The organism is Microbispora cellulosiformans, from assembly GCF_008728085.1.
GTDB classification, from domain to species: Bacteria; Actinomycetota; Actinomycetes; order Streptosporangiales; family Streptosporangiaceae; genus Microbispora; species Microbispora amethystogenes.
In genome coordinates, this window is sequence record NZ_VYTZ01000007.1 from 407586 (window position 1) to 425518 (window position 17933).

Sequence of the window (17933 nt, forward strand, 5' to 3'; positions counted from 1 at the left end):
CGGCGGCGCACGGCAGAGGTCAGCGCGCCTTGGCGGTCGCTCTGCGGTTGGCCTTCTTGATGGCGTCCACGAGTTCGTCCTTGGTCATCTTGGAGCGGCCCGGGATGCCGAGGCGGGTGGCGACGTCGTACAGGTGCTGCTTGGAGGCGTTCGCGTCGACGCCCTCGGCCGTCTTGCCCGGCTTGGGGGTGCTCTTCTTCGCCTGCTCGTCCGACGGCCCGCGCCCCTTCTTCTTCTCCCAGTGGTCGCCCACCTTCTCGAAGGAGTGCTTGAGCGCGGAGAACGCCGTGCGGTGGGCGCGCTCGCCCTCGCCGTACGTCTCGACGGCGGAGTCGTGCGCCTTGATCCAGGTCTCCTGGGCCTCCTTCGGCGAGCGCTCCAGGGTCGAGGGCAGTTCCTTACGTCCCGGCATGTCCAGGCCTCCCTTCAGACCAGCAGAAGTCGGGCGGAGGGGTCAGATGGAGTCTTAGATGGGGTCGTCGTAGCGCCGCTCCTCGTACACCCGGCGATGGGTGGCGGTGACGTCGACGGGGGCGGCGGCGGTGACGGTGGTCCGGCGGCGCAGCGTCGTCATGCGCCAGATCCCGAAGAGCAGCCCGGCGAGGCCGCCCACCATCAGGATCACTCCGATGACCTGGATGTCGAGACCCGCGAGCGTGAAGTCGACCGCCCAGGTGAGGATGGCCCCCAACATGATGAGGATGATGCTTCCGGCGATGGTCATGGCTTCCTCCTTCGCCTTCTGCTCTATCCTCTCCACGGATTCCAAACGTCGCATGCCGGCGGGAGTATGGGGCAGCATGGCGAACATGACCGATACCCCCGTCGTGGTCATGGGACTCATGGGCGCGGGCAAAAGCACCGTCGCACGGCTGCTCGCCGCCGCCCTCGACCGCCCCATGCGCGACAGCGACGCCGATCTCGAAGCCAGGTACGGCACGACCGCCGCCGTGATCGCGGCGGATCTGGGCCCCGACGAGTTGCACGCGCGCGAGGCGCTGGTGCTGCGCGACGCGCTGACGGACGACCGGTCCCCGGTGATCGCCGCCGCGGCCAGCACGGTCGAGGACCCCGAGACGCGCAAGGCGCTGGCCCCCGCGTTCGTGGTCTTCCTCGACGGCCCGCCGGAGGTCCTCGCCGAGCGGATGAAGTCGAGCCCCCACCGGCCGCATTTCAAGCCCGACCTGGTGCGCATGCTGACCGAGCAGCGCGACCTGCGGCTGCCGGGCTTCCAGGAGGTGGCGGACCTGACCCTCGACCCCGCGGCGCACACGCCCGAGGAGCTCACGAACGCGGTGCTGGCCCACCTGGACGGGGCGCGGGTCTCCGGAGGAGCGCCCGAAGGACGGTGAGGCGGTCGCTCGTCAGCAGACAGCGATGCGCGACTGGTGCGGAACGACGGGCAGCAGCGACCGGCTGCCCGTCCCGGCCAGGAACCAGACGGTCTTGCCGCCCCGGCCCGAGGCGGCCACGCCCCAGTCGTCGGCGAGCTCGTCCACGATGAGCAGCCCGCGGCCGCTCACCGACTCCGGGTCGGCGTCGCGCTGGGACGGCACTCCGTCTCCCTGGTCGAACACCTCGCCGTACACCCAGCAGCCGTTGCTGCCGAGCCGGAGAGTGAAGACGTTACCGCCATGGCGTACGACGTTGGAGGCGAGCTCGCTCACGATCAGGCAGCAGTCGTCGACCAGCGCCTCCAGGCCCCATCGGCCGAGCTCACGACGTACGAGGGAACGCGCGGTCGCCACGCTCGCACCGACGGCGGGCAGGAGGCACTCGGCGGTCCAGACGGGGGCCGGGTCAACCGGCGCGGCACCGAAGGGGAGAGACACGCGCGCCTCCTTAAGGCTATGGGAGCGCTCCCACGACTCAAGATACGGTACGCAACGTGGTCATGTGAATTCAAAGAAACAAGATTGTTTCCGGTCAATGCCCGATCTGTGATGCGCACAGAGATCGCGGCGGCGGCGTGACCGGCCTCCGGGCGCCGTCGCCGCAGCTAGGGGTGTGGATCACGGGAGCGCGGGGCGGCCCGCCGCCGCGCCAGCGTCCTCACCGGCCGCACGAGTGGTCATGAAAGTAGCTGAAATCAACCACATCCGTCTCTTCCGTTTGGCGCGGACCGGAATCCGCCGTGCCCACTTGGAAAGCGCAGGGCCCCTCCGGACGGCTGGTCAGGCCCCCGCCGCGGGCAGGGCGGTGATCCCCCACCGGTGCGCGGCCCGCTCGCCCGGGGCCAGGCGCAGCAGGCACTCCCCGGTCGCGAAGGCGTTCGGCGGGCAGCTCATCGGCTCGACCGCGACCCCCGAGCGCCGGTACGGCGCGGCGAGCGTGTCTCCGGTGAAGACCTGGAGCCACTCGATGCCCGGCCCGCCCCACAGCTCCACGCCCCGGGAGGCGTCGGCGGTCCTGAGACGCGCCCGCACCCGGCCTCCGGCGTCGCGCTCCAGGTTCGTGAAGGGGGTGTCGAGCACGACGCCACCGATGCGGCGTCCCGCCCGGAAGTCGTACTCGGTGCCCTCGACCGTCCGGCGGCCGACCGGGATCTGCTGCTCGTCCACCGGCGCCCACTCGGCCGCGGGCAGTTCCAGCACCGCCTCGTCCACGGCGCCGTGTCCGGTGTCGTGCTCGGTGCCGTGCCCGGTTTCCGGCGCGGCGTTCTCGGCGAGCGTGAGGTAGGGATGCGCGCCCATGCCGTACGGCGCGACGCCCTCCCCCACGTTGACCGCCGACACCTCGACCTCCAGGCCCGCCTCGCCCAGCGCGTACGACGCCGTGAGGTCGAGCACGTGCGGATAGCCGGGCTGGGGGAACAGCCGCAGCCCGAGCCTGACCGCATCCTCGGCGGCGTCCAGGACCGTCCAGGGCAGCACGCGGGTGAAGCCGTGCGCGGCGTTGCCGGTCCGCGGCTCGGTGATCGCGAGCTGCCTCGTCTCGCCGTCCGCGTCGTACCGGCCGTTCCTGACCCGGTTCGGCCACGGGAGCAGCAACTGCCCGGCGCCGCCCACGGGCGGCTTGCCCTCCGGGTACGACATGACCAGCGGCCGGTCCCGGAACGTGAGGGCACGCAGGCCCGCGCCCACCTCGGTGACGACCGCCCGGTAGCCGTGCGCGGCGATGACGTGCTGCGTACCGGTCGGGGGGACGGGTCGGCGGACCTCCGGTTCAGTCATGAACCCGATCTTCCCACCCGTTTTCCCGATAATCCCGCCTCACCGGCACCTGCCCGCGCGCGTCCGCACCCGGCCCGCACCCGGCCCGCAACCTGCCCGGCCCGTCGCCGGCGTCACGGCTGTCACCGGCTGTCACCGGCTGTCACGGCTGTCAGGAGGAGGGGAGCGGCTGGCCCGCCAGTCCTTCCTGGACCATGAGAAGCGCGCGCAGTTCCTCCGCGCTCTCTCCGCAGGCGGTCATGATCAGGCCGCGGTCCATCTCTATCCTGGACAGCGACCGCGTCATGCGGGTCGCGTACCAACGTCCGGCGTCGCTTCTCCAGACCGACCAGCGGCCGGCGTACTCGCTGCTCAGTTGTCTGTACGCAGCGTCCTCGGCGGAGAACCGCACTCGTCACCACCTCCAGGCTCGGTGCCGGGAGACAACGATGTGCTCATCCGGACACGATTGGTAGTGAGAGGCCATCTCCCCCATCCGGAGGGCCCGCCACCGCGGCCCGGGCGAAGATCTCCCCCCGGCTGCGGTGACTTCACCACCAGTTGATCCCGGTTCCTCCCGTCCCATCCGTCCCATGCCTCGCCCGGGCGCGACGCTGACGTTCCGCACTGACGTTCTGCGGCGGAACCCGGAGGAACGGGATGTGGCCTGAGGCAAACGTCCGCTCTCCTGTCACACCGGACACGCTTTTACTACCTTGTCAATCATGCGGTCAGGGGGGAGATTCGAGTGGTCCACTCCCATGCCGAAGGGAAGGCCGCCCATGCCCGAACTGCCACGACTGCCGTTCGATCGGCCGGACATACTGGATATTTCTCCGTATTTCGGCGAGCTGCGCACCAGCGCGCCGATCGCCAGGGTCCGAACCCACACCGGTGACGAGGCGTGGCTCGTGACCGGCTACGACGAGATCCGGCAGGTGTTCGGCGACGACAGGTTCGGCCGCTCCCACCCCGCCCCCGAGACGGCGGCCCGGATGTCCAACAACGTCCTGCTCGGCGGCCCGACCGGCGACTACGCCACCGAGCGGATCATCCACAAGGAGATGCGGCGCCTGCTGTCCCCCGCGTTCTCGGCCCGGCGCATGCGTGCCCTGTCGGACGGCGTGCGGACGCTCGTCGGGAACCTCCTCGACGTGCTCGCCGAGCAGGGCCCGCCGGCCGACCTGCACGCGGGGCTGTCGCTCCCGCTCCCCATCCAGGTGATCTGCGAGCTTCTCGGCGTGCCGTACGAGGACCGGGACAGGTTCCGGGCCGTGGCCGAGGCGATGACCGACCTCACCGACCTCGCCCGCTCCGCCGACGCGCAGATGGAGCTGAACGCCTACACCTACGAGATCGTGAAGGCCAAGCGCGAGAACCCCGGCGAGGACGTCTACACCGATCTGGCGAACGCCTCGCTGCCGGAGGAGGACATCGCCAGGATCGCGGGCGGCCTGCTGTTCGCCGGTCACGAGACCACGGTCAACCAGATCGACTACGGCGTGCTGCTGTTCCTGCGCAACCCCGCCGAGCGCGACGCGCTGCTGCGCGATCCCTCCCTCCTCGACGCCGCCGTCGAGGAGATCATGCGGTTCGGCGCGCCGAGCCAGCACGGCCTGATCCGTTACGCGCACGCGGACGTCGAGGTCGGCGGGGTGCGCATCCGCGAGGGCGAGCTGGTGGCGCTGGCGATCCACGCGGCCAACCGGGACGAGCGCGTCTACCCCGACCCGGAGAAGTTCGACATCCGCCGGCGCGATCCGCGGCCGCACATCGGCTTCGGCCACGGCCCGCACCACTGTCTGGGGTCTGGCCTGGCCCGGATCGAGCTCAACGCCGTCTTCGGCGCCCTGTTCGCGCGCTTCCCCACACTCGCGCTCGCCGCGCCGTACGAGGAACTGGAGGCGCGGAGCGGCACACTGACCGGAGGGATCGACGCGCTCCCCGTCACCTGGTGACCCGTTCTACCTGGTGAGCCGTTCTGTGTGGCGACCCGTCACCCGGTGGGCGCGGCGGCGGCCCGTGCCTCGGCCCGGTCTTCGGCTTCGGCGAGCCGGCGGTAGACGCGGTCACGCAGGCGCAGGATCACCGTGGCCAGTAGCGCCGCGCCCAGCGACCCGGTCAGCACCGCGACCTTGACCTGGCCGTCCCAGGTGGACCCGACGCCGAACGCGAGCTCGCCGATGAGCAGCGACACCGTGAACCCGATGCCGGACAGGATCGCCACGCCCACGATGTCCACCCAGGCCAGGCCGTCGTCGATGTCGGCCCGGGTGAACCGCGCGACGAGCCACGTTGCCGCCGTGATGCCGAGCGGCTTGCCGGCGACGAGCCCGGCGACGACGCCGAGAGGCACGCCGTCGGTGAGCAGTCCCGGCAGGCCGCCGGGGCCTCCGAGCGCCACCCCGGCCGACAGGAAGGCGAACAGCGGCACCGCCACTCCGGCGGAGAGCGGCCGGAACCGGTGCTCGAAGTGCTCGGCCGGGCCCGCGCCCTCCCCTGCGCCCTCCTCGGGGCTCTTCCTGGCGCCCTCGCCGGTGGCCTCTCCGGTGGTCCGGTGGACGGGGACGGTGAAGGCGAGCAGCACGCCGGCCACCGTGGCGTGTACGCCCGACGCGTGCACCAGGGCCCAGGTGACCGCGGCGAGCGGCGCCAGCAGCCACCACGCGCGCACCCCGCGCCGTACGAGCACGGCGAACAGGCCCAGCGGGAGCAGCGCCGCGAGCAGCGGGAGCGGCGCCAGGTGCGAGGTGTAGAACACCGCGATGATCGCGATGGCGAGCAGGTCGTCGACGACCGCGAGGGTGAGGAGGAACGTGCGCAGGGCCGACGGGAGGTTCCTGCCCACCACGGCGAGCACCGCCAGCGCGAAGGCGATGTCGGTGGCCGTCGGCACCGCCCAGCCCCGCAGCGCGCCATCCATGCCGGGGTTGAGCAGCGTGTTCACCAGCAGATAAAGCAACGCGGGCACGACCACGCCGCCGACCGCCGCCACGACCGGCACCGCGGCCCGCCGGGGATCGCGCAGGTCACCCGCGACGAACTCGCGCTTCAGTTCCAGCCCGGCGACGAAGAAGAAGATCGCCAGGAGCCCGTCGGCGGCCCAGGTCGCGAGGCTGAGGTCGAGGTGCAGGGCCCCGGGTCCCACCCGGACCGACCGCAGCGTCTCGTATCCGGCCGACCAGGGCGAGTTGGCCCACACGAGGGCCGCGAGCGCGGCCACCAGCAGCAGCGCGCCGCCGATGGTCTCCTGTCGCAGGATGTCGGCGATCCGGCGGGTCTCGGTCCAGGACCCGGGTCCGAGAAGAGGGGTGCGGCGGAGAGGCGTACGGCGGGGCGTGCTCATGATGCTCCGTTTCCGGGGTCGGGTCGGCGACAGCCGACCAGACTTCCCGGCACCCCATACGCATCTTAGACAAACCGGGCAACCCGTGCGGACACCGGCCCGGAGCGCAGGACGAGTCAGGCCCGGCATCCGTTCCGGATGCCGGGCCTGATCACATGGTGTGCGCCGCCAGGGACTCGAACCCCGGACCCGCTGATTAAGAGTCAGCTGCTCTAACCAACTGAGCTAGCGGCGCCCGCGATGTCCGTAACCATAGCAGTCCCGCGCAGGTCGCGCACATCGCCGGATGCGGGGGCACCCAGGCCGAGTCAGCCTCGCCAGGCGCCGCTGGAGAAGGGAGCGGGCTCGCCGCGCAGGCCCGGCCCGTCGCCCCACTTCGTGATGACGTACTGGATCGGGATGTGGCCGGCGCCGCCGCTGACGGTCAGCGTGTTCTCGTTCCAGGTGGTGCCGGTGAGCTCGGCGAAGGTCTTGCCGTCGATGTCCAGCATGACGCCGCTCTCGGAGGGAATGCCCGGTCCGCGGTCGCCGATGAAGAACTTGGCCCTGCGGCCCTTGTACATGATGTAGCCCTCGGTGCCGAGCGGCCAGCTCGGACTGGCGAACAGGCCCTTCTGCATCGGCTTGCCGATCGCCGGCATTCCGGTGTCTCCCTGGCGGCCCGACGCGTCGTCCCAGAAGTACGAGCCCGTGGTGGCCCCCGCGTAGAGGACCTCCTCGTGCATGGGGACGATGCTGGAGAGGTTGACGGCTTCCCCGACCGGCGGCTCCGCGGGCGCGGGGGCGGCGGCCACGAGTGACGTGACCAGCACCGCGGCGCCGGCGAGCGTGGCCACGGCGGTGACCCGTCGCTTGCCACGCAGGTCGGACAGAGTCTTCATCAAGGCTGGGGATCTTTCGTGAGACGACAGTGGATGGCCATGCGTCATCAAGGGACCCGCGCTACGGCGGGTCGCGGTGACGGGCCACGTGTCCGGGCGGGACAGATCGACCACCCGGAGGCGTGTGCGCTGAAGCTATGGCGATCGGCCGGAAGGCCGTCGTGAGTCAGACGTGGGATCCGAAGCGTCCTGGGCCGGAGATCCGGGCGGGGTCGCCCACCGTGATCTCCTCCCCAAGTCCAATCCAGCCACCGGTCGGCGGCAACAAATAGGACACTACAGGACGAGTCAGGATGAAGCAAAGTAAACCCGGCATACCACGCGGAAGATCTACGTGTCCGCTTGTTTAGTCGACGGCGACGTCGGCGACGCCGGGCATCCCGGGCGATCCGCCGCGGGCGCTTCTTCATGAAGGTAAAGCGCCGTGACCCCCGTCCGGCGTCGCGCGGCCGTCGCGAGGCGGCGGAGAGGAGGAGCGCAAAGGCGCGCACGAGCCGGCGGTCGTGGAGGGCAGGCGACAGGCCACACGACCGGCGGGCGACCAGACCTGCTGGTGAGGCAGAGCCTGCTGGTCAGGCGGGTCGGCGGGCGGGGAAGGGACCGGGCGGGGGCGCGTGGGGTGGAGGCGGCCTCTCTGACGGGCCGGGCGGTCGGCGCTTCGCACGAAACCAGGCCAGGCCGGGCCGGAACATGCCGGAGCCGGGCAGTCCCCCAACTGCCCGGCTCCGGATCAAAGCGGTTCCGCCAGGAATGCCCTCCCCAAAGGCACCGGCGGGTCCCCCGCTTTCCGGACGCGGTTCCCCCATCCGCGTCCTTATCGAAAAAGTCTGTCGCCCTCTCCCGAGGACCTGCTTCAACAGTACAAGCCCGCTTGCCATGAAGTCGTCATAAGCAGGTCGGCTTTCGGCCTGCATCCGGGCGGGCCCCACCCGCCCCGTGCTACTCGCCGAGCACCAGCCTGACCTCGGTGCCCCGCTGCAGAGACCGGCTCACCGTGCAGTGCCGTTCGTGGACCCGTCCGGCGACGGCCTCGAAGACCTCCCCCGAGTCCCCCGGCGGCAGTTCCACGTCGTACGTCACGGTAACGGACCGCAGCAGGGTCGGGCTCTCCTTTTCCGCCGAGACCTCCACGGCGAGCCGCGCGAGCCGGTGGCCGCGCTTGGCGGTGAGCGGCTCGACGGTCATGATGTTGCATCCGCCCACGGCCGCCAGCAGCAGCTCCACCGGGCTGAACAGCCCGTCACCGGAGCCCATCACGATCTCCGCGCCGCTCTCGTTGCGGGCGACGAAGCCGTCCTCGGTCCGCTCGACGCGTACAGAGCCCATACTCCTACCCTACTGGCAGCGCCAGCCGTACGAGCGTGCCTCCACCGGGAGCGGGACCGGCGGAGACGCTGCCGCCGTGGCTGTCCACGACCTGGCCCACGATCGCCAGCCCCAGCCCCGACCCGGGCAACGCCCGCGCCGAGGGCGCCCGGTAGAAGCGGTCGAAGACGTGCGGCAGGTCGTCCGCCGCGATGCCGGGGCCGTGGTCGCGTACGGTCAGCACGCCGTCCCGCAGGGACACCTCGACCCGCCCGCCCCTGGGGCTGTACTTCGCCGCGTTGTCGAGCAGGTTGCCGACGGCCCGGGCGAGCCGGTCGGGCACGCCGCGCACCACGGCGGGCTCGACCGACACCGAGTAGGCGGTCGCGGGCCAGTGCCTGGCCGCCCGGGCGACCTCCCGGGAGACCAGCTCGTCGAAGCGCACCTGTTCCACGAGTACGGCCGGCTCCTCGTCGCGGGCCAGTTCGACCACGTCCGCGACCAGCGCGGTGAGCTCCTCCAGCCCGCTCATCACGGCCCTGCTCGCCTCGTCGCGGTCCTCCTGGGGCAGGTTGCCCCTGATCAGCAGTTCCACGTTGGTCCGTACGGCGGTGAGCGGCGTGCGCAGCTCGTGGGAGGCATCGGCGACCAGGCGTTTCTGCGACTTCGCGGAGCGTTCGAGGGCGTCGAGCATGGCGTTGAAGCTCCGGGCGAGGCTGCTCAGCTCGTCGTCCCCGGACACCTGGATGCGGGTGGTGAGATCCCTGGTCGTGGTGACCCGCCCCGCGGCGTCCTTGAGCGCGTTCACCGGCCGAAGCGCCGCCCGGGCGGCCAGCCAGCCGAGCGCCCCCGACAGCACCAGCCCGCCCACCGCCACGGCGACGAAGGGCCAGCCCAGGTCGTCGACGTCCGCGAGGGCGGCCAGCACGCCGCGGGGAGGAGGGTCGCCATAGCCCTCGTACGTCCCGTAGTGGTCCCTCGCCCACTCGACCCGGCGGCAGGTGATGAAGTAGGCGGCCACGATGACGACGATCACGCTGACCGCGGCGGCCAACGCCGAGGCCATCGCGAGCCGCCAGCGGAGCTTCACCGCTCCTCCCCCGCCGGCTCGCCCATCGGCTCCGATGCCGGCTCCCTGAGCGCGTACCCCAGGCCGTGCACGGTGTGGATCAGCCGGGGCTCGCCCCCGGCCTCCGTCTTCCTGCGGAGGTAGCGGATGTAGACCTCCAGGGGGTTGGAGCCGGGCCGGAAGCCGTAGCCCCAGATGCGCTCGTGGATGACCTGCCGGGTGAGCACCTGGCCGCCGTTGCGGATCAGCAGGTCGAGCAGGGCGTACTCGGTCCTGGTAAGGTCGATCAACCGGCGCCCCCGCCGGGCCTGCCTGCTGTCCGGCAACAGGACGAGGTCGGCGAAGCCCGCCTCGGCCGATGGCGCGGCGCGGCGCAGCAGGGCCCGCACCCGGGCGAACAGCTCCTCCAGCGCGAACGGCTTGACGAGGTAGTCGTCGGCGCCCGCGTCGAGGCCGGCGACCTTGTCGCCGATCCCGTCCAGCGCGGTCAGCATGAGGACCGGCAGCCGGTTGCCGTCGCCCCGCAGCGCCCGGCAGACCTCGATGCCGTCCATCCCCGGCATCAGGACGTCGAGCACCATCAGGTCGGGCGCCGAGCCGCCGATCACGTCGAGGGCGTCGAGGCCGTCGCCCGCGGTCGCCACGCCGTACCCCTCCACCCGCAGGGCCCGCGCGATCGCGTCGCGGACCTCGGGTTCGTCGTCGACCACCAGCACCTGTGTCTTGACCACGCCGTCATTGTGACGTGGGGAGATGAGAGGTTGCTGAGCAGGGCCGGAGCGCGCTCAGGCGTCGGGGTGTCTGGACAGGTAGTCGACGTAGACCGGCCGGAGCGCGTCGCCGAGCTCGCCCTCGCCCGCCGCCATGGCATCGCTGAGCAGCGCCGACACCCTGCTGAGGTCGTTCGCGGTCTCGTCGGTGTTCCCGCTGGCCGCCTCGGCCGCCGGGATGACCTTCAGCAGATCCCACAGGAACCCCAGGTCACCGTGTCGTACGGCGTAGTGCACGGCCCGGTCGTGCAGTTCCTTCGCGGGCAGCGACTCCAGCTCTTCCACGTCCATTCGGTCTCACCTCCGCAAGGAGGGTTTCCCCGATGTTTGCCGCTTATACCCGGCGCCGGGAGAAAGGCGTGCCGGGGACCGGCGCCCGCCGCTTCGCCGCGCCCGATCGGGGCGGGGGAACCGGGCGTACGGCTCCGGCCGTTCCCCGGACACGGAAACCGCGCACTCTTTGCCGCCCCGTGGAAGGATCGTGGACGTGAAGGTCATACTCAAGATCGTTGTGGTGGCCGCGGCCCTGTGGGCGTCCACCAAGCTGGTGGACGGCATCACCGTGAGCGCAGGCTCCACCGCCAAACAGATCGGCACCCTCTTCGCGGTCGCGCTGATCTTCGGCCTCGTGAACGCCGTCATCAAGCCGGTCATCAAGACCATCGGATGCGCGTTCTACGTGCTCACGCTGGGCCTGTTCGCCCTCGTGGTGAACGCCGCGCTGCTGCTGCTGACGAGCTGGCTCGCCGAGCAGCTCGACCTTCCCTTCCACGTCAGCGGATTCGTCGCCGCCTTCTGGGGCGCCATCGTCGTGGGAGTGATCAGCTGGGTCCTCAACATGCTCCTCGGCGACGACTGACCCTCAGCGTCCCGGCGCGCGGTTTCCTACGAAGCTGGCCACTTCGCGTGGTGCGGATTGACAACGTTGTCCGGGGTCGTGGAATGGGAGATGATCCCTGCGTGGGAGACACGAGACGCGGCCGCCCGACCATGAACGACGTGGCCGCCGCGGCCGGCGTGGCGCTGAAGACCGTCTCCCGCGTGGTCAACGACGAGCCCGGCGTGAACGCCGCGACGGCGCTGCGCGTGAAGGCCGCGATCGACCGGCTCGGCTACCGCCGCAACGACGGCGCGCGGACGCTGCGCCGCGGCCGTACGGCGAGCATCGGCCTGGTCATCGAGGACGCCGCCGACGTCTTCTACTCCAGCCTCAGCCGGGCCGTCGAGGAGACCGCGCTGCACCACGGCTGTCTGCTGTTCACCGGGTCGTCCCAGGAGGACGCGGCCCGGGAGCGCGACCTCGTGCTCGCCTTCTGCGCCCGCCGCGTCGACGGGCTGATCATCGTGCCCGCCGGGACGGACCACACCTATCTCGCCCCCGAGTTCGAGGCCGGGACCAGGGCGGTGTTCGCCGACCGGCCGCCCGGCGCGGGCTGCGAGGCGGACGTCGTCCTGTCCGACAACGCGGGCGGGGCCCGGGCGGGCGCGGCGCATCTGATCGCGCACGGCCACCGCCGCATCGCCTTCCTCGGCGACCTCCCCCGGATCTTCACGGCCGCCGAACGGCTGCGCGGCTACCGGGAGGCGCTGGCCGCCGCGGGCCTGCCGTACGACGAGGCCCTGGTGGCGATGGGACCGGCGGACCCGGCGCGGTTGCGGGCGGACCTCGCCCGGCTGCTGCGGGCGGCCGACCCGCCGACCGCGCTGCTGACCGGCAACGGCCGGACCACGGTCGAGACGCTGCGGGCGCTGGCCTCGATCACCGGCTCCGCGCCCGGGGCGACGGCCGGCGCCTTCGTGGAGGGCGCGTGCCCCGGCCTCGGCGGCCTCGCCCTGGTCGGGTTCGACGACTTCGAACTGGCCGACCTGCTGGGCGTGACCGTGGTGGCGCAGGACCCCGCCCGGCTCGGGCGTACGGCGGCCGACCTGCTGTTCCTGCGCCTGGCCGGGGACGACGGCCCGGTCACCCGGTTCGAACTGCCCACCAGGCTGATCCCGCGCGGCTCGGGCGAGCGCCCTCCCCCGCCCCGCCGGGACCACCCCTGAACGTCAGCCCTTGAGCGCGCCGGCCATGAGGCCGCGCATGAAGAACCGGCCGAGCAGGACGTACACGACCATCGTGGGGATGGACGCGAGGATCGCCGCGGCCATCTGCTGGCTGTACGGCGTCGTCACCGCGCCCGCGATGTTGTTGAGCATGACCGTGGTCGGCCACGAGGTGGGCCCGGTGAGGAAGACCGCGAAGAGGAAGTCGTTCCACATCGAGGTGAACTGCCAGATGATCACCACGGCGAACGCCGGGCCGGAGACCGGCAGCACGATCGACCAGAGCGTGCGCAGCATGCCCGCGCCGTCGACGCGGGAGGCCTCGATCAGCTCGTCGGGGATCGTGACGTAGTAGTTCCGGAAGATCAGCGTGCAGATCGGGATGCCGTACACCACGTGGGCGAGGACCAGGCCCGGGATGCCGCCGTAGAGTTGCACGCCGAGCGCGTCGCCCACGTCCACCATCAGCTGCACCAGCGGGATCATGACGCCCTGGTACGGGATGAACATCCCGAAGAGGAACAACGTGAACAGGACGTCGGCGCCGGGGAAGCGCCATTTGCTCAGCACGTACCCGTTCAGCGACCCGAGGGCGGCGGAGATCAGCGATCCGGGGATGGCGAGCAGGAAGCTGTTGACGATGCCCGGTTCGAGCTTCTCCCAGGCGACGCTCCACGCCTCGGTCGTCCAGACCTTGGGGAGGTTCCACGCCTGGGCGGGATCGGCCTCGCTGAGCGGCTTGAAGCTCGTGACCAGCAGCACGTAGACCGGGATCAGGAAGACCAGGACGAACAGCAGCAACAGGACGAGCCGGACCCACGTGCCGGCCCTGCCCTTCTCGCGGGCCGGGGCGGGCGCCGTACGCGGGGCCTTCCCGGCGACGTGGGCGGTCACGAGCGGTTCCCCTTACGGGCGTTCCAGATCAGGTAGGGCACGACGAAGATCACGACGGACAGCACGATGTAGGACGCGATCGTCGCGCCCTTTGCCGGGTCGTGCGAGTCGTAGACCGCCGTCCACATGAACGTCGCGGGCACATCGGTGATGATCTGCTTGCCCGACACCGCGACGACGAGGTCGAAAACCTTCAGCGAGATGTGGCCGAGGATGATCAGCGCGGAGAGCGTCACCGGGCGCAGCATCGGCAGCACCACGTGCCGGTAGACCCCCCACTCGCCGCAGCCGTCCACCCGGGCGGCCTCCCGCAGTTCCTCGGGAACGCCGCGGAAGCCGGCGAGGAACAGCGCCATGATGTATCCGGACATCTGCCAGACGGCCGGGATCGCCATGGCCGCCATCCCCCAGTCGGGATCGCGGAACCACTGCCACTGCAGGAAGTCGAGCCCCATGTAGTGGAAGAGCCGGTTGAGGCCCACCGCGTGCTCGCCCGTCGCGCTGTTCATCAGCCACCGCCACACCACTCCGGTGGCGATGAAGGAGACGGCCATCGGGAACAGGTAGACGGCGCGGAAGCCGCTCTCCGCCCGGATGCCCTTCTCCATCAGGAACGCGAGGAGCCAGCCGAGGACGAGCGCGCCGGCGACGAAGACCACGGTGAAGACGATCGAGTGCCGGACCGACAGGCCCCAGCGCTCCTCGCTCCAGATGCCGGTGAAGTTCTCCAGCCCGACGAACCTGCCGGGGATCTCCGCGATCTCGTTGTGCTTGTCGGTCATGGCGAGCTTGAGGTTCCAGCCCAGCAGGCCGTACACGAAGACCGCGATGAGGATGATCGACGGCGAGACCAGGAGCAGCCCCGGCAGCCATCTGCGCACCCGCGTCACTTGCGCCTCTCAGAAGTCAAGCACGGCCCACGCCGCGCCGGCCGGAGCCCGGCGTCGGTCACGGCGTGGGCCGTACGGGGAGATCAGCTCACCGGCCGCCTGTCACCGGCCGCCGTTCACTGGCCACTGTTCACTGGCCGCTGTTCTTGGCCGCCGCGACCAGCGCCTGCTGGAGCTTGGCGACGTCCTTGTCCTGCTGGAACAGGCCGACCGCGTCGGTGATCGCGGTACGCCACGTGTCGTTGGCGACCACGCCGTGCTGGATCGAGCCGGCCAGCTTGTCGCCGGCCCACTGCTCCAGGCTCCAGGACAGGTAGTCCTTGTAGAGGGACTGGTCGGCGTCCTTGCGGGCGGGGATCGAGCCCTTCAGCGGGTTGAACGCGTCCTGGCCCTCCTTGCTGGCGGCCACCTTCAGCCACGCGATCGCACCGTCGCGGTTGGGCGCGCCCTTCGGCAGCGTGAAGCTGTCCGACAGCCACATGAACGTGCCGTCCGTGCCCGGCGACGCGGCCCAGTCGAAGTCCTTCTTCGACTCCTTGCCGAGACCGCCCTCCGGCGGGTTGTGGAAGTAGCCGTAGGCCCAGTCGCCCATGATGTTGAAGGCGGCCTCGCCGTCGGCGACCTGCTTGGCCGCCGGCTGCCAGTCGTCCTGCGGGGTCCCGGCGTACGACAGGATCGTCTTGAAGTTCTCCAGCGCCTTGGTCACGTTCGCGTTGGACCAGTCGGAGCTCGCCGTCCACAGGGCGTTGTAGGCGTCGGTGCCGAGGGAGCCGAGCAGCACGGACTCCAGCAGGTGGACGAGCGTCCACTGCGAGCCGATCGACAGCGGGATCTTGCCGCTCTTCTTGACCTTCTCCAGGTCGGCGACGAACTCCTCGACCGTCTTCGGCGCGCCCGAGATCCCGGCGCCCTTGAGGACCGAGGGGTTGAACCACAGGACGTTCGACCGGTGGATGTTCACCGGCACGGAGTAGACCTGGCCCTCCACCGTGATCTGGTCGATCAGCTGCTGGGGCAGGACGTCCTTGAGCTTCAGCTCGTCGTACAGGAAGTTCAGCGACTCCAGCTTGCCGCTCTTGATGTAGCCCTGGAGTTCGGCTCCGGCGTGCCCCTGGAAGGTGTCCGGAGGCTGGTTGGCCTGCAGCTTGCTCGACAGCAGCGCCCTGGCCTGGTCGCCCGAGCCGCCGGCGACGGCGGCGTCGAAGAACTCGAAGTTCGAGTTCTCCTTGGCGAAGATGTCGCGCATCGCCTTCAGGCCGTCGGCCTCACCCGGGCCCGTCCACCACGAGAAGACCTCGACCTTCTTGTGCGCGGCAGGGCCGCCCGCGGTGTCCTGCTTGTCACCGCCGCCGCACGCGGAAAGGGTCAGCAGGCCTGCCACCGAGACCGCGACGGCCGCCATCCACCGTCGTCTCATCGCAACATTCCCTTCAGGCTTTTCGCGAGGATTTCGGGCTCCCCGAAGACACATATGGCTGACAACGTTGTCAGCACAGCCCATCCAGCCACTTCCACGGGCACGTCGTCAAGTTTGTCCCGATAACGTCTCTGCATACGGAGCTTGGCGGCCTGTTAGGGACGTGCGTCAAAGGGAGAGCCGCGACCAGAGCCCGCGAAATTGTCGGCGCGGGCGCACACACTGCTGGCATGACGGTCACACAGCAGGGGGGACATGACCATCTGTCCGAGGACGACCTACCGGATCTGGAGGAGATCGAGTCGCCTCAATGGGCCCGCCACTACGGCACGATGGCGGGGCTCAGTTTCCTGACCGTGGCCCGGCGGCTGCCCGGCCTGATCCGCCAGGCCCTCCGCATCGCGTGGGAGGCGAGCCCCCGCGACACGGTGGCCACCGTCGCGCTCAACGTGCTCGGGGGCGTCCTCACCGCCTTCGGCCTGCTCGCCACCACCGGCGTCCTGACCGCGCTGCTCCAGGAGGGCCCGACTCCCGACCGGGTCCGGGCCGCGCTGCCGAGCCTGCTGCTCGTGGGCCTCGCCGCCACCGTCCGCACGGCGGTGCAGGCCGGTGCGGGCTGGGCGGAGTCGCGGCTGTCGCCGCAGGTCAGCCGCATCACCGAGCGGCGGCTCTACACGCTGACGAGCCGGGTCGAGCTCATCTGCTACGACGATCCGGAGTTCCACGACGCGCTGCAGCGGGCCCGCATGCGCGGCATGGTGGCCGACTCGATCGTGAGCACGGCCATCGACACCGTGTCCGCGGTGGTCGGGCTCGCGGCCGCGGCAGGCGTGCTGGGCGTGCTGCACCCGGTGCTGCTGCCGCTGCTCCTGCTGGCGGTGCTGCCCGACGCCTGGGCTGCGGTCCGGTCGGCCAGGATGCGCTACACGACCAATCTGCAGCTGATCTCGGCCCACCGCCGCAAGTGGATCATCGAGGAGCTGCTCGCCGACAAGGACACCGCGGCCGAGGTGCGCACGTTCACCATGCGCGGCTTCCTGCTCCGCATGTTCGACACGGTCGCCACAGGCGAGCAGCGGGCGATGCTCGCGCTCGCGCGCCGGCAGACGTTCACGAGGATCCTGGGCGAGGCGCTCGGCGGCGTCGGCCAGGGCGTCGTCTACCTCACGCTCGGGGTGCTGCTGGTGATCGGCGCGGTGCCGCTCGCGGTGGCCGGAACGGCGGTGCTCGCCATCCGGACCGGCCAGGGGTCGCTGGCGAACCTCCTGTTCTCGACGAACCGGCTCTACGAGGAGGGCCTCTACTTCACCGACTTCCTGGACTTCACCGCCCGCGCCGAGGCCAGGATTCCCCCTCTCCGCGAGCGGGAGGCCCCGGAGCGCTTCGAGCGCATCACCGTCGAGGACGTCACGTTCACCTACCCCGCCACGCCGGCCCCGGCGCTGCGCGGGGTGTCGGCCCGCGTCGAGCGCGGGGAGGTCGTGGCCCTCGTCGGGGAGAACGGCTCGGGCAAGACCACCCTCGCCAAGATCCTCGCCGGGTTGTACGAACCGGACGGCGGCCGGGTGCTGTGGGACGACGTCGACGTGACCGAGGTCGATCCCGACAGCCTGCGCCGCAGGATCGCGGTCATCGCACAGGACCACACTCGGTGGCCGCTGACCGCCCGCCACAACATCACGATGGGCATGGAGCGGGGCGAGGGCGAGGTGGTCCGCGCCGCCGAGGTGGCGGGCGCCGACCAGGTCATCGCCGAGCTGCCGCTCGGCTACCGCACGCTGCTGGACCGCCGGTTCAAGAACGGCCACGAGCTGTCGGGCGGCCAGTGGCAGCGCGTCGCGGTGGCGCGCGGCTTCTACCGGGACGCGCCGCTGCTGATCTGCGACGAGCCCACGGCGGCCCTCGACGCCCGGGCCGAGCACGCGTTGTTCGACCGGATCAGGCGGCACGCCGACGGGCGGACGGTGCTGCTCATCACCCACCGGCTCGCCAGCGTCCGTTACGCCGACCGCATCTACGTGCTCGACCACGGCCACGTCCGCGAACACGGCACCCACGACGAGCTGATCGCGCTCGGCGGGCTCTACGCCGAGCTCTACAACCTCCAGGCCGAGGCCTACCGCGCCTCCTGAGCCGGTCTATCGACCCGTGTGCCCGGCCCCG

19 protein-coding genes and 1 tRNA gene are annotated in these 17933 nt (G+C 70.9%); 5 read left to right on the plus strand and 15 right to left on the minus strand.

Going from position 1 to position 17933, the window contains the following annotated elements; genetic code table 11:
• Nucleotides 1-19: 19 nt before the first annotated feature.
• Entirely contained in the window at nt 20-412 is a 393-nt protein-coding gene (locus F5972_RS21650) for a ChaB family protein (protein WP_150935396.1), read from the minus strand.
• 54 nt (nt 413-466) lie between these two features.
• Nucleotides 467-724 carry a DUF6458 family protein gene (locus tag F5972_RS21655; protein ID WP_150935397.1) on the minus strand — a complete coding sequence of 86 codons (258 nt, stop codon included), beginning with the start codon at nt 722-724 and terminating at the stop codon, nt 467-469.
• An 85-nt stretch (nt 725-809) separates the two neighbouring features.
• Here F5972_RS21655 and F5972_RS21660 point away from each other — a divergent pair, with 85 nt between their 5' ends.
• Nucleotides 810-1352: a shikimate kinase gene (locus tag F5972_RS21660; RefSeq protein WP_204284402.1), complete on the plus strand. Its 543-nt coding sequence runs from the start codon at nt 810-812 to the stop codon at nt 1350-1352.
• Nucleotides 1353-1364: 12 nt separating this feature from the next.
• On the opposite strand, the gene F5972_RS21665 is transcribed toward F5972_RS21660, so the two are convergent.
• The 3 genes from F5972_RS21665 to F5972_RS21675 all read right to left on the minus strand — a co-directional run bounded on the left by F5972_RS21665 (nt 1365) and on the right by F5972_RS21675 (nt 3564).
• Complete coding sequence (locus F5972_RS21665) at nt 1365-1832, minus strand: ATP-binding protein (protein WP_150935398.1); 468 nt, start codon at nt 1830-1832, stop codon at nt 1365-1367.
• A gap of 342 nt (nt 1833-2174) precedes the next feature.
• The gene (locus F5972_RS21670) at nt 2175-3173 is read right to left on the minus strand and encodes an aldose 1-epimerase family protein (protein ID WP_150935399.1); all 999 of its coding nucleotides are present in this window, start codon (nt 3171-3173) and stop codon (nt 2175-2177) included.
• Between the two features lie 151 nt (nt 3174-3324).
• Nucleotides 3325-3564: a hypothetical protein gene (locus tag F5972_RS21675; RefSeq protein ID WP_150935400.1), complete on the minus strand. Its 240-nt coding sequence runs from the start codon at nt 3562-3564 to the stop codon at nt 3325-3327.
• A gap of 370 nt (nt 3565-3934) precedes the next feature.
• On the opposite strand from F5972_RS21675, the gene F5972_RS21680 reads away from it, so the two are divergent.
• On the plus strand, nt 3935-5110 hold the full coding sequence (locus F5972_RS21680; RefSeq protein WP_150935401.1) for a cytochrome P450: 1176 nt from the start codon (nt 3935-3937) through the stop codon (nt 5108-5110).
• A gap of 38 nt (nt 5111-5148) precedes the next feature.
• Here F5972_RS21680 and nhaA read toward each other — a convergent pair whose 3' ends face one another.
• The 7 genes from nhaA to F5972_RS21715 form a co-directional block, all read right to left on the minus strand.
• Nucleotides 5149-6498, minus strand: coding sequence for a Na+/H+ antiporter NhaA (gene nhaA / locus F5972_RS21685; RefSeq protein ID WP_225311714.1), 1350 nt, complete (start codon nt 6496-6498; stop codon nt 5149-5151).
• 161 nt (nt 6499-6659) lie between these two features.
• Nucleotides 6660-6733 (minus strand) — tRNA-Lys (locus tag F5972_RS21690).
• A 73-nt stretch (nt 6734-6806) separates the two neighbouring features.
• Nucleotides 6807-7379, minus strand: coding sequence for a hypothetical protein (locus F5972_RS21695; RefSeq protein ID WP_150935402.1), 573 nt, complete (start codon nt 7377-7379; stop codon nt 6807-6809).
• A 939-nt stretch (nt 7380-8318) separates the two neighbouring features.
• Entirely contained in the window at nt 8319-8705 is a 387-nt protein-coding gene (locus F5972_RS21700) for an OsmC family protein (protein WP_150935403.1), read from the minus strand.
• Between the two features lie 4 nt (nt 8706-8709).
• Nucleotides 8710-9774, minus strand: a complete 1065-nt coding sequence (locus F5972_RS21705; RefSeq protein ID WP_150935404.1) for a HAMP domain-containing sensor histidine kinase — start codon at nt 9772-9774, stop codon at nt 8710-8712.
• Nucleotides 9771-10484, minus strand: coding sequence for a response regulator transcription factor (locus tag F5972_RS21710; protein WP_150935405.1), 714 nt, complete (start codon nt 10482-10484; stop codon nt 9771-9773). The genes F5972_RS21705 and F5972_RS21710 overlap by 4 nt, the downstream gene beginning before the upstream one ends.
• A 54-nt stretch (nt 10485-10538) precedes the next feature.
• Nucleotides 10539-10814, minus strand: a complete 276-nt coding sequence (locus tag F5972_RS21715; RefSeq protein ID WP_150935406.1) for a hypothetical protein — start codon at nt 10812-10814, stop codon at nt 10539-10541.
• Between the two features lie 196 nt (nt 10815-11010).
• Between F5972_RS21715 and F5972_RS21720 the strand changes: the two genes are divergently transcribed.
• Both F5972_RS21720 and F5972_RS21725 read left to right on the plus strand, forming a co-directional pair.
• Nucleotides 11011-11382 carry a phage holin family protein gene (locus tag F5972_RS21720; RefSeq protein WP_150935407.1) on the plus strand — a complete coding sequence of 124 codons (372 nt, stop codon included), beginning with the start codon at nt 11011-11013 and terminating at the stop codon, nt 11380-11382.
• 101 nt (nt 11383-11483) lie between these two features.
• Nucleotides 11484-12569: a LacI family DNA-binding transcriptional regulator gene (locus tag F5972_RS21725; protein WP_225311715.1), complete on the plus strand. Its 1086-nt coding sequence runs from the start codon at nt 11484-11486 to the stop codon at nt 12567-12569.
• Between the two features lie 3 nt (nt 12570-12572).
• Here F5972_RS21725 and F5972_RS21730 read toward each other — a convergent pair whose 3' ends face one another.
• The 3 genes from F5972_RS21730 to F5972_RS21740 all read right to left on the minus strand — a co-directional run bounded on the left by F5972_RS21730 (nt 12573) and on the right by F5972_RS21740 (nt 15770).
• The gene (locus tag F5972_RS21730; RefSeq protein ID WP_191910254.1) at nt 12573-13463 is read right to left on the minus strand and encodes a carbohydrate ABC transporter permease; all 891 of its coding nucleotides are present in this window, start codon (nt 13461-13463) and stop codon (nt 12573-12575) included.
• Entirely contained in the window at nt 13460-14344 is an 885-nt protein-coding gene (locus F5972_RS21735; protein WP_225311716.1) for a carbohydrate ABC transporter permease, read from the minus strand. The genes F5972_RS21730 and F5972_RS21735 overlap by 4 nt, the downstream gene beginning before the upstream one ends.
• Before the next feature lie 139 nt (nt 14345-14483).
• Nucleotides 14484-15770 carry an ABC transporter substrate-binding protein gene (locus F5972_RS21740; RefSeq protein ID WP_150935409.1) on the minus strand — a complete coding sequence of 429 codons (1287 nt, stop codon included), beginning with the start codon at nt 15768-15770 and terminating at the stop codon, nt 14484-14486.
• Nucleotides 15771-16000: 230 nt separating this feature from the next.
• Between F5972_RS21740 and F5972_RS21745 the strand changes: the two genes are divergently transcribed.
• Nucleotides 16001-17902 (plus strand): ABC transporter ATP-binding protein, encoded by a 1902-nt coding sequence (locus F5972_RS21745; RefSeq protein ID WP_150935410.1) that lies wholly within the window; start codon nt 16001-16003, stop codon nt 17900-17902.
• The last annotated feature ends 31 nt before the right edge of the window (nt 17903-17933 follow it).

Coding starts and splice junctions, on each gene's coding strand:
- F5972_RS21650 (WP_150935396.1), bottom strand. CDS start 412: ATGCCGGGACGTAAGGAACTGCCCTCGACCCTGGAGCGCTCGCCGAAG.
- F5972_RS21655 (WP_150935397.1), bottom strand. CDS start 724: ATGACCATCGCCGGAAGCATCATCCTCATCATGTTGGGGGCCATCCTC.
- F5972_RS21660 (WP_204284402.1), top strand. CDS start 810: ATGACCGATACCCCCGTCGTGGTCATGGGACTCATGGGCGCGGGCAAA.
- F5972_RS21670 (WP_150935399.1), bottom strand. CDS start 3,173: ATGACTGAACCGGAGGTCCGCCGACCCGTCCCCCCGACCGGTACGCAG.
- F5972_RS21680 (WP_150935401.1), top strand. CDS start 3,935: ATGCCCGAACTGCCACGACTGCCGTTCGATCGGCCGGACATACTGGAT.
- nhaA (WP_225311714.1), bottom strand. CDS start 6,498: ATGAGCACGCCCCGCCGTACGCCTCTCCGCCGCACCCCTCTTCTCGGA.
- F5972_RS21695 (WP_150935402.1), bottom strand. CDS start 7,379: ATGAAGACTCTGTCCGACCTGCGTGGCAAGCGACGGGTCACCGCCGTG.
- F5972_RS21700 (WP_150935403.1), bottom strand. CDS start 8,705: ATGGGCTCTGTACGCGTCGAGCGGACCGAGGACGGCTTCGTCGCCCGC.
- F5972_RS21715 (WP_150935406.1), bottom strand. CDS start 10,814: ATGGACGTGGAAGAGCTGGAGTCGCTGCCCGCGAAGGAACTGCACGAC.
- F5972_RS21740 (WP_150935409.1), bottom strand. CDS start 15,770: ATGAGACGACGGTGGATGGCGGCCGTCGCGGTCTCGGTGGCAGGCCTG.
- F5972_RS21745 (WP_150935410.1), top strand. CDS start 16,001: ATGACGGTCACACAGCAGGGGGGACATGACCATCTGTCCGAGGACGAC.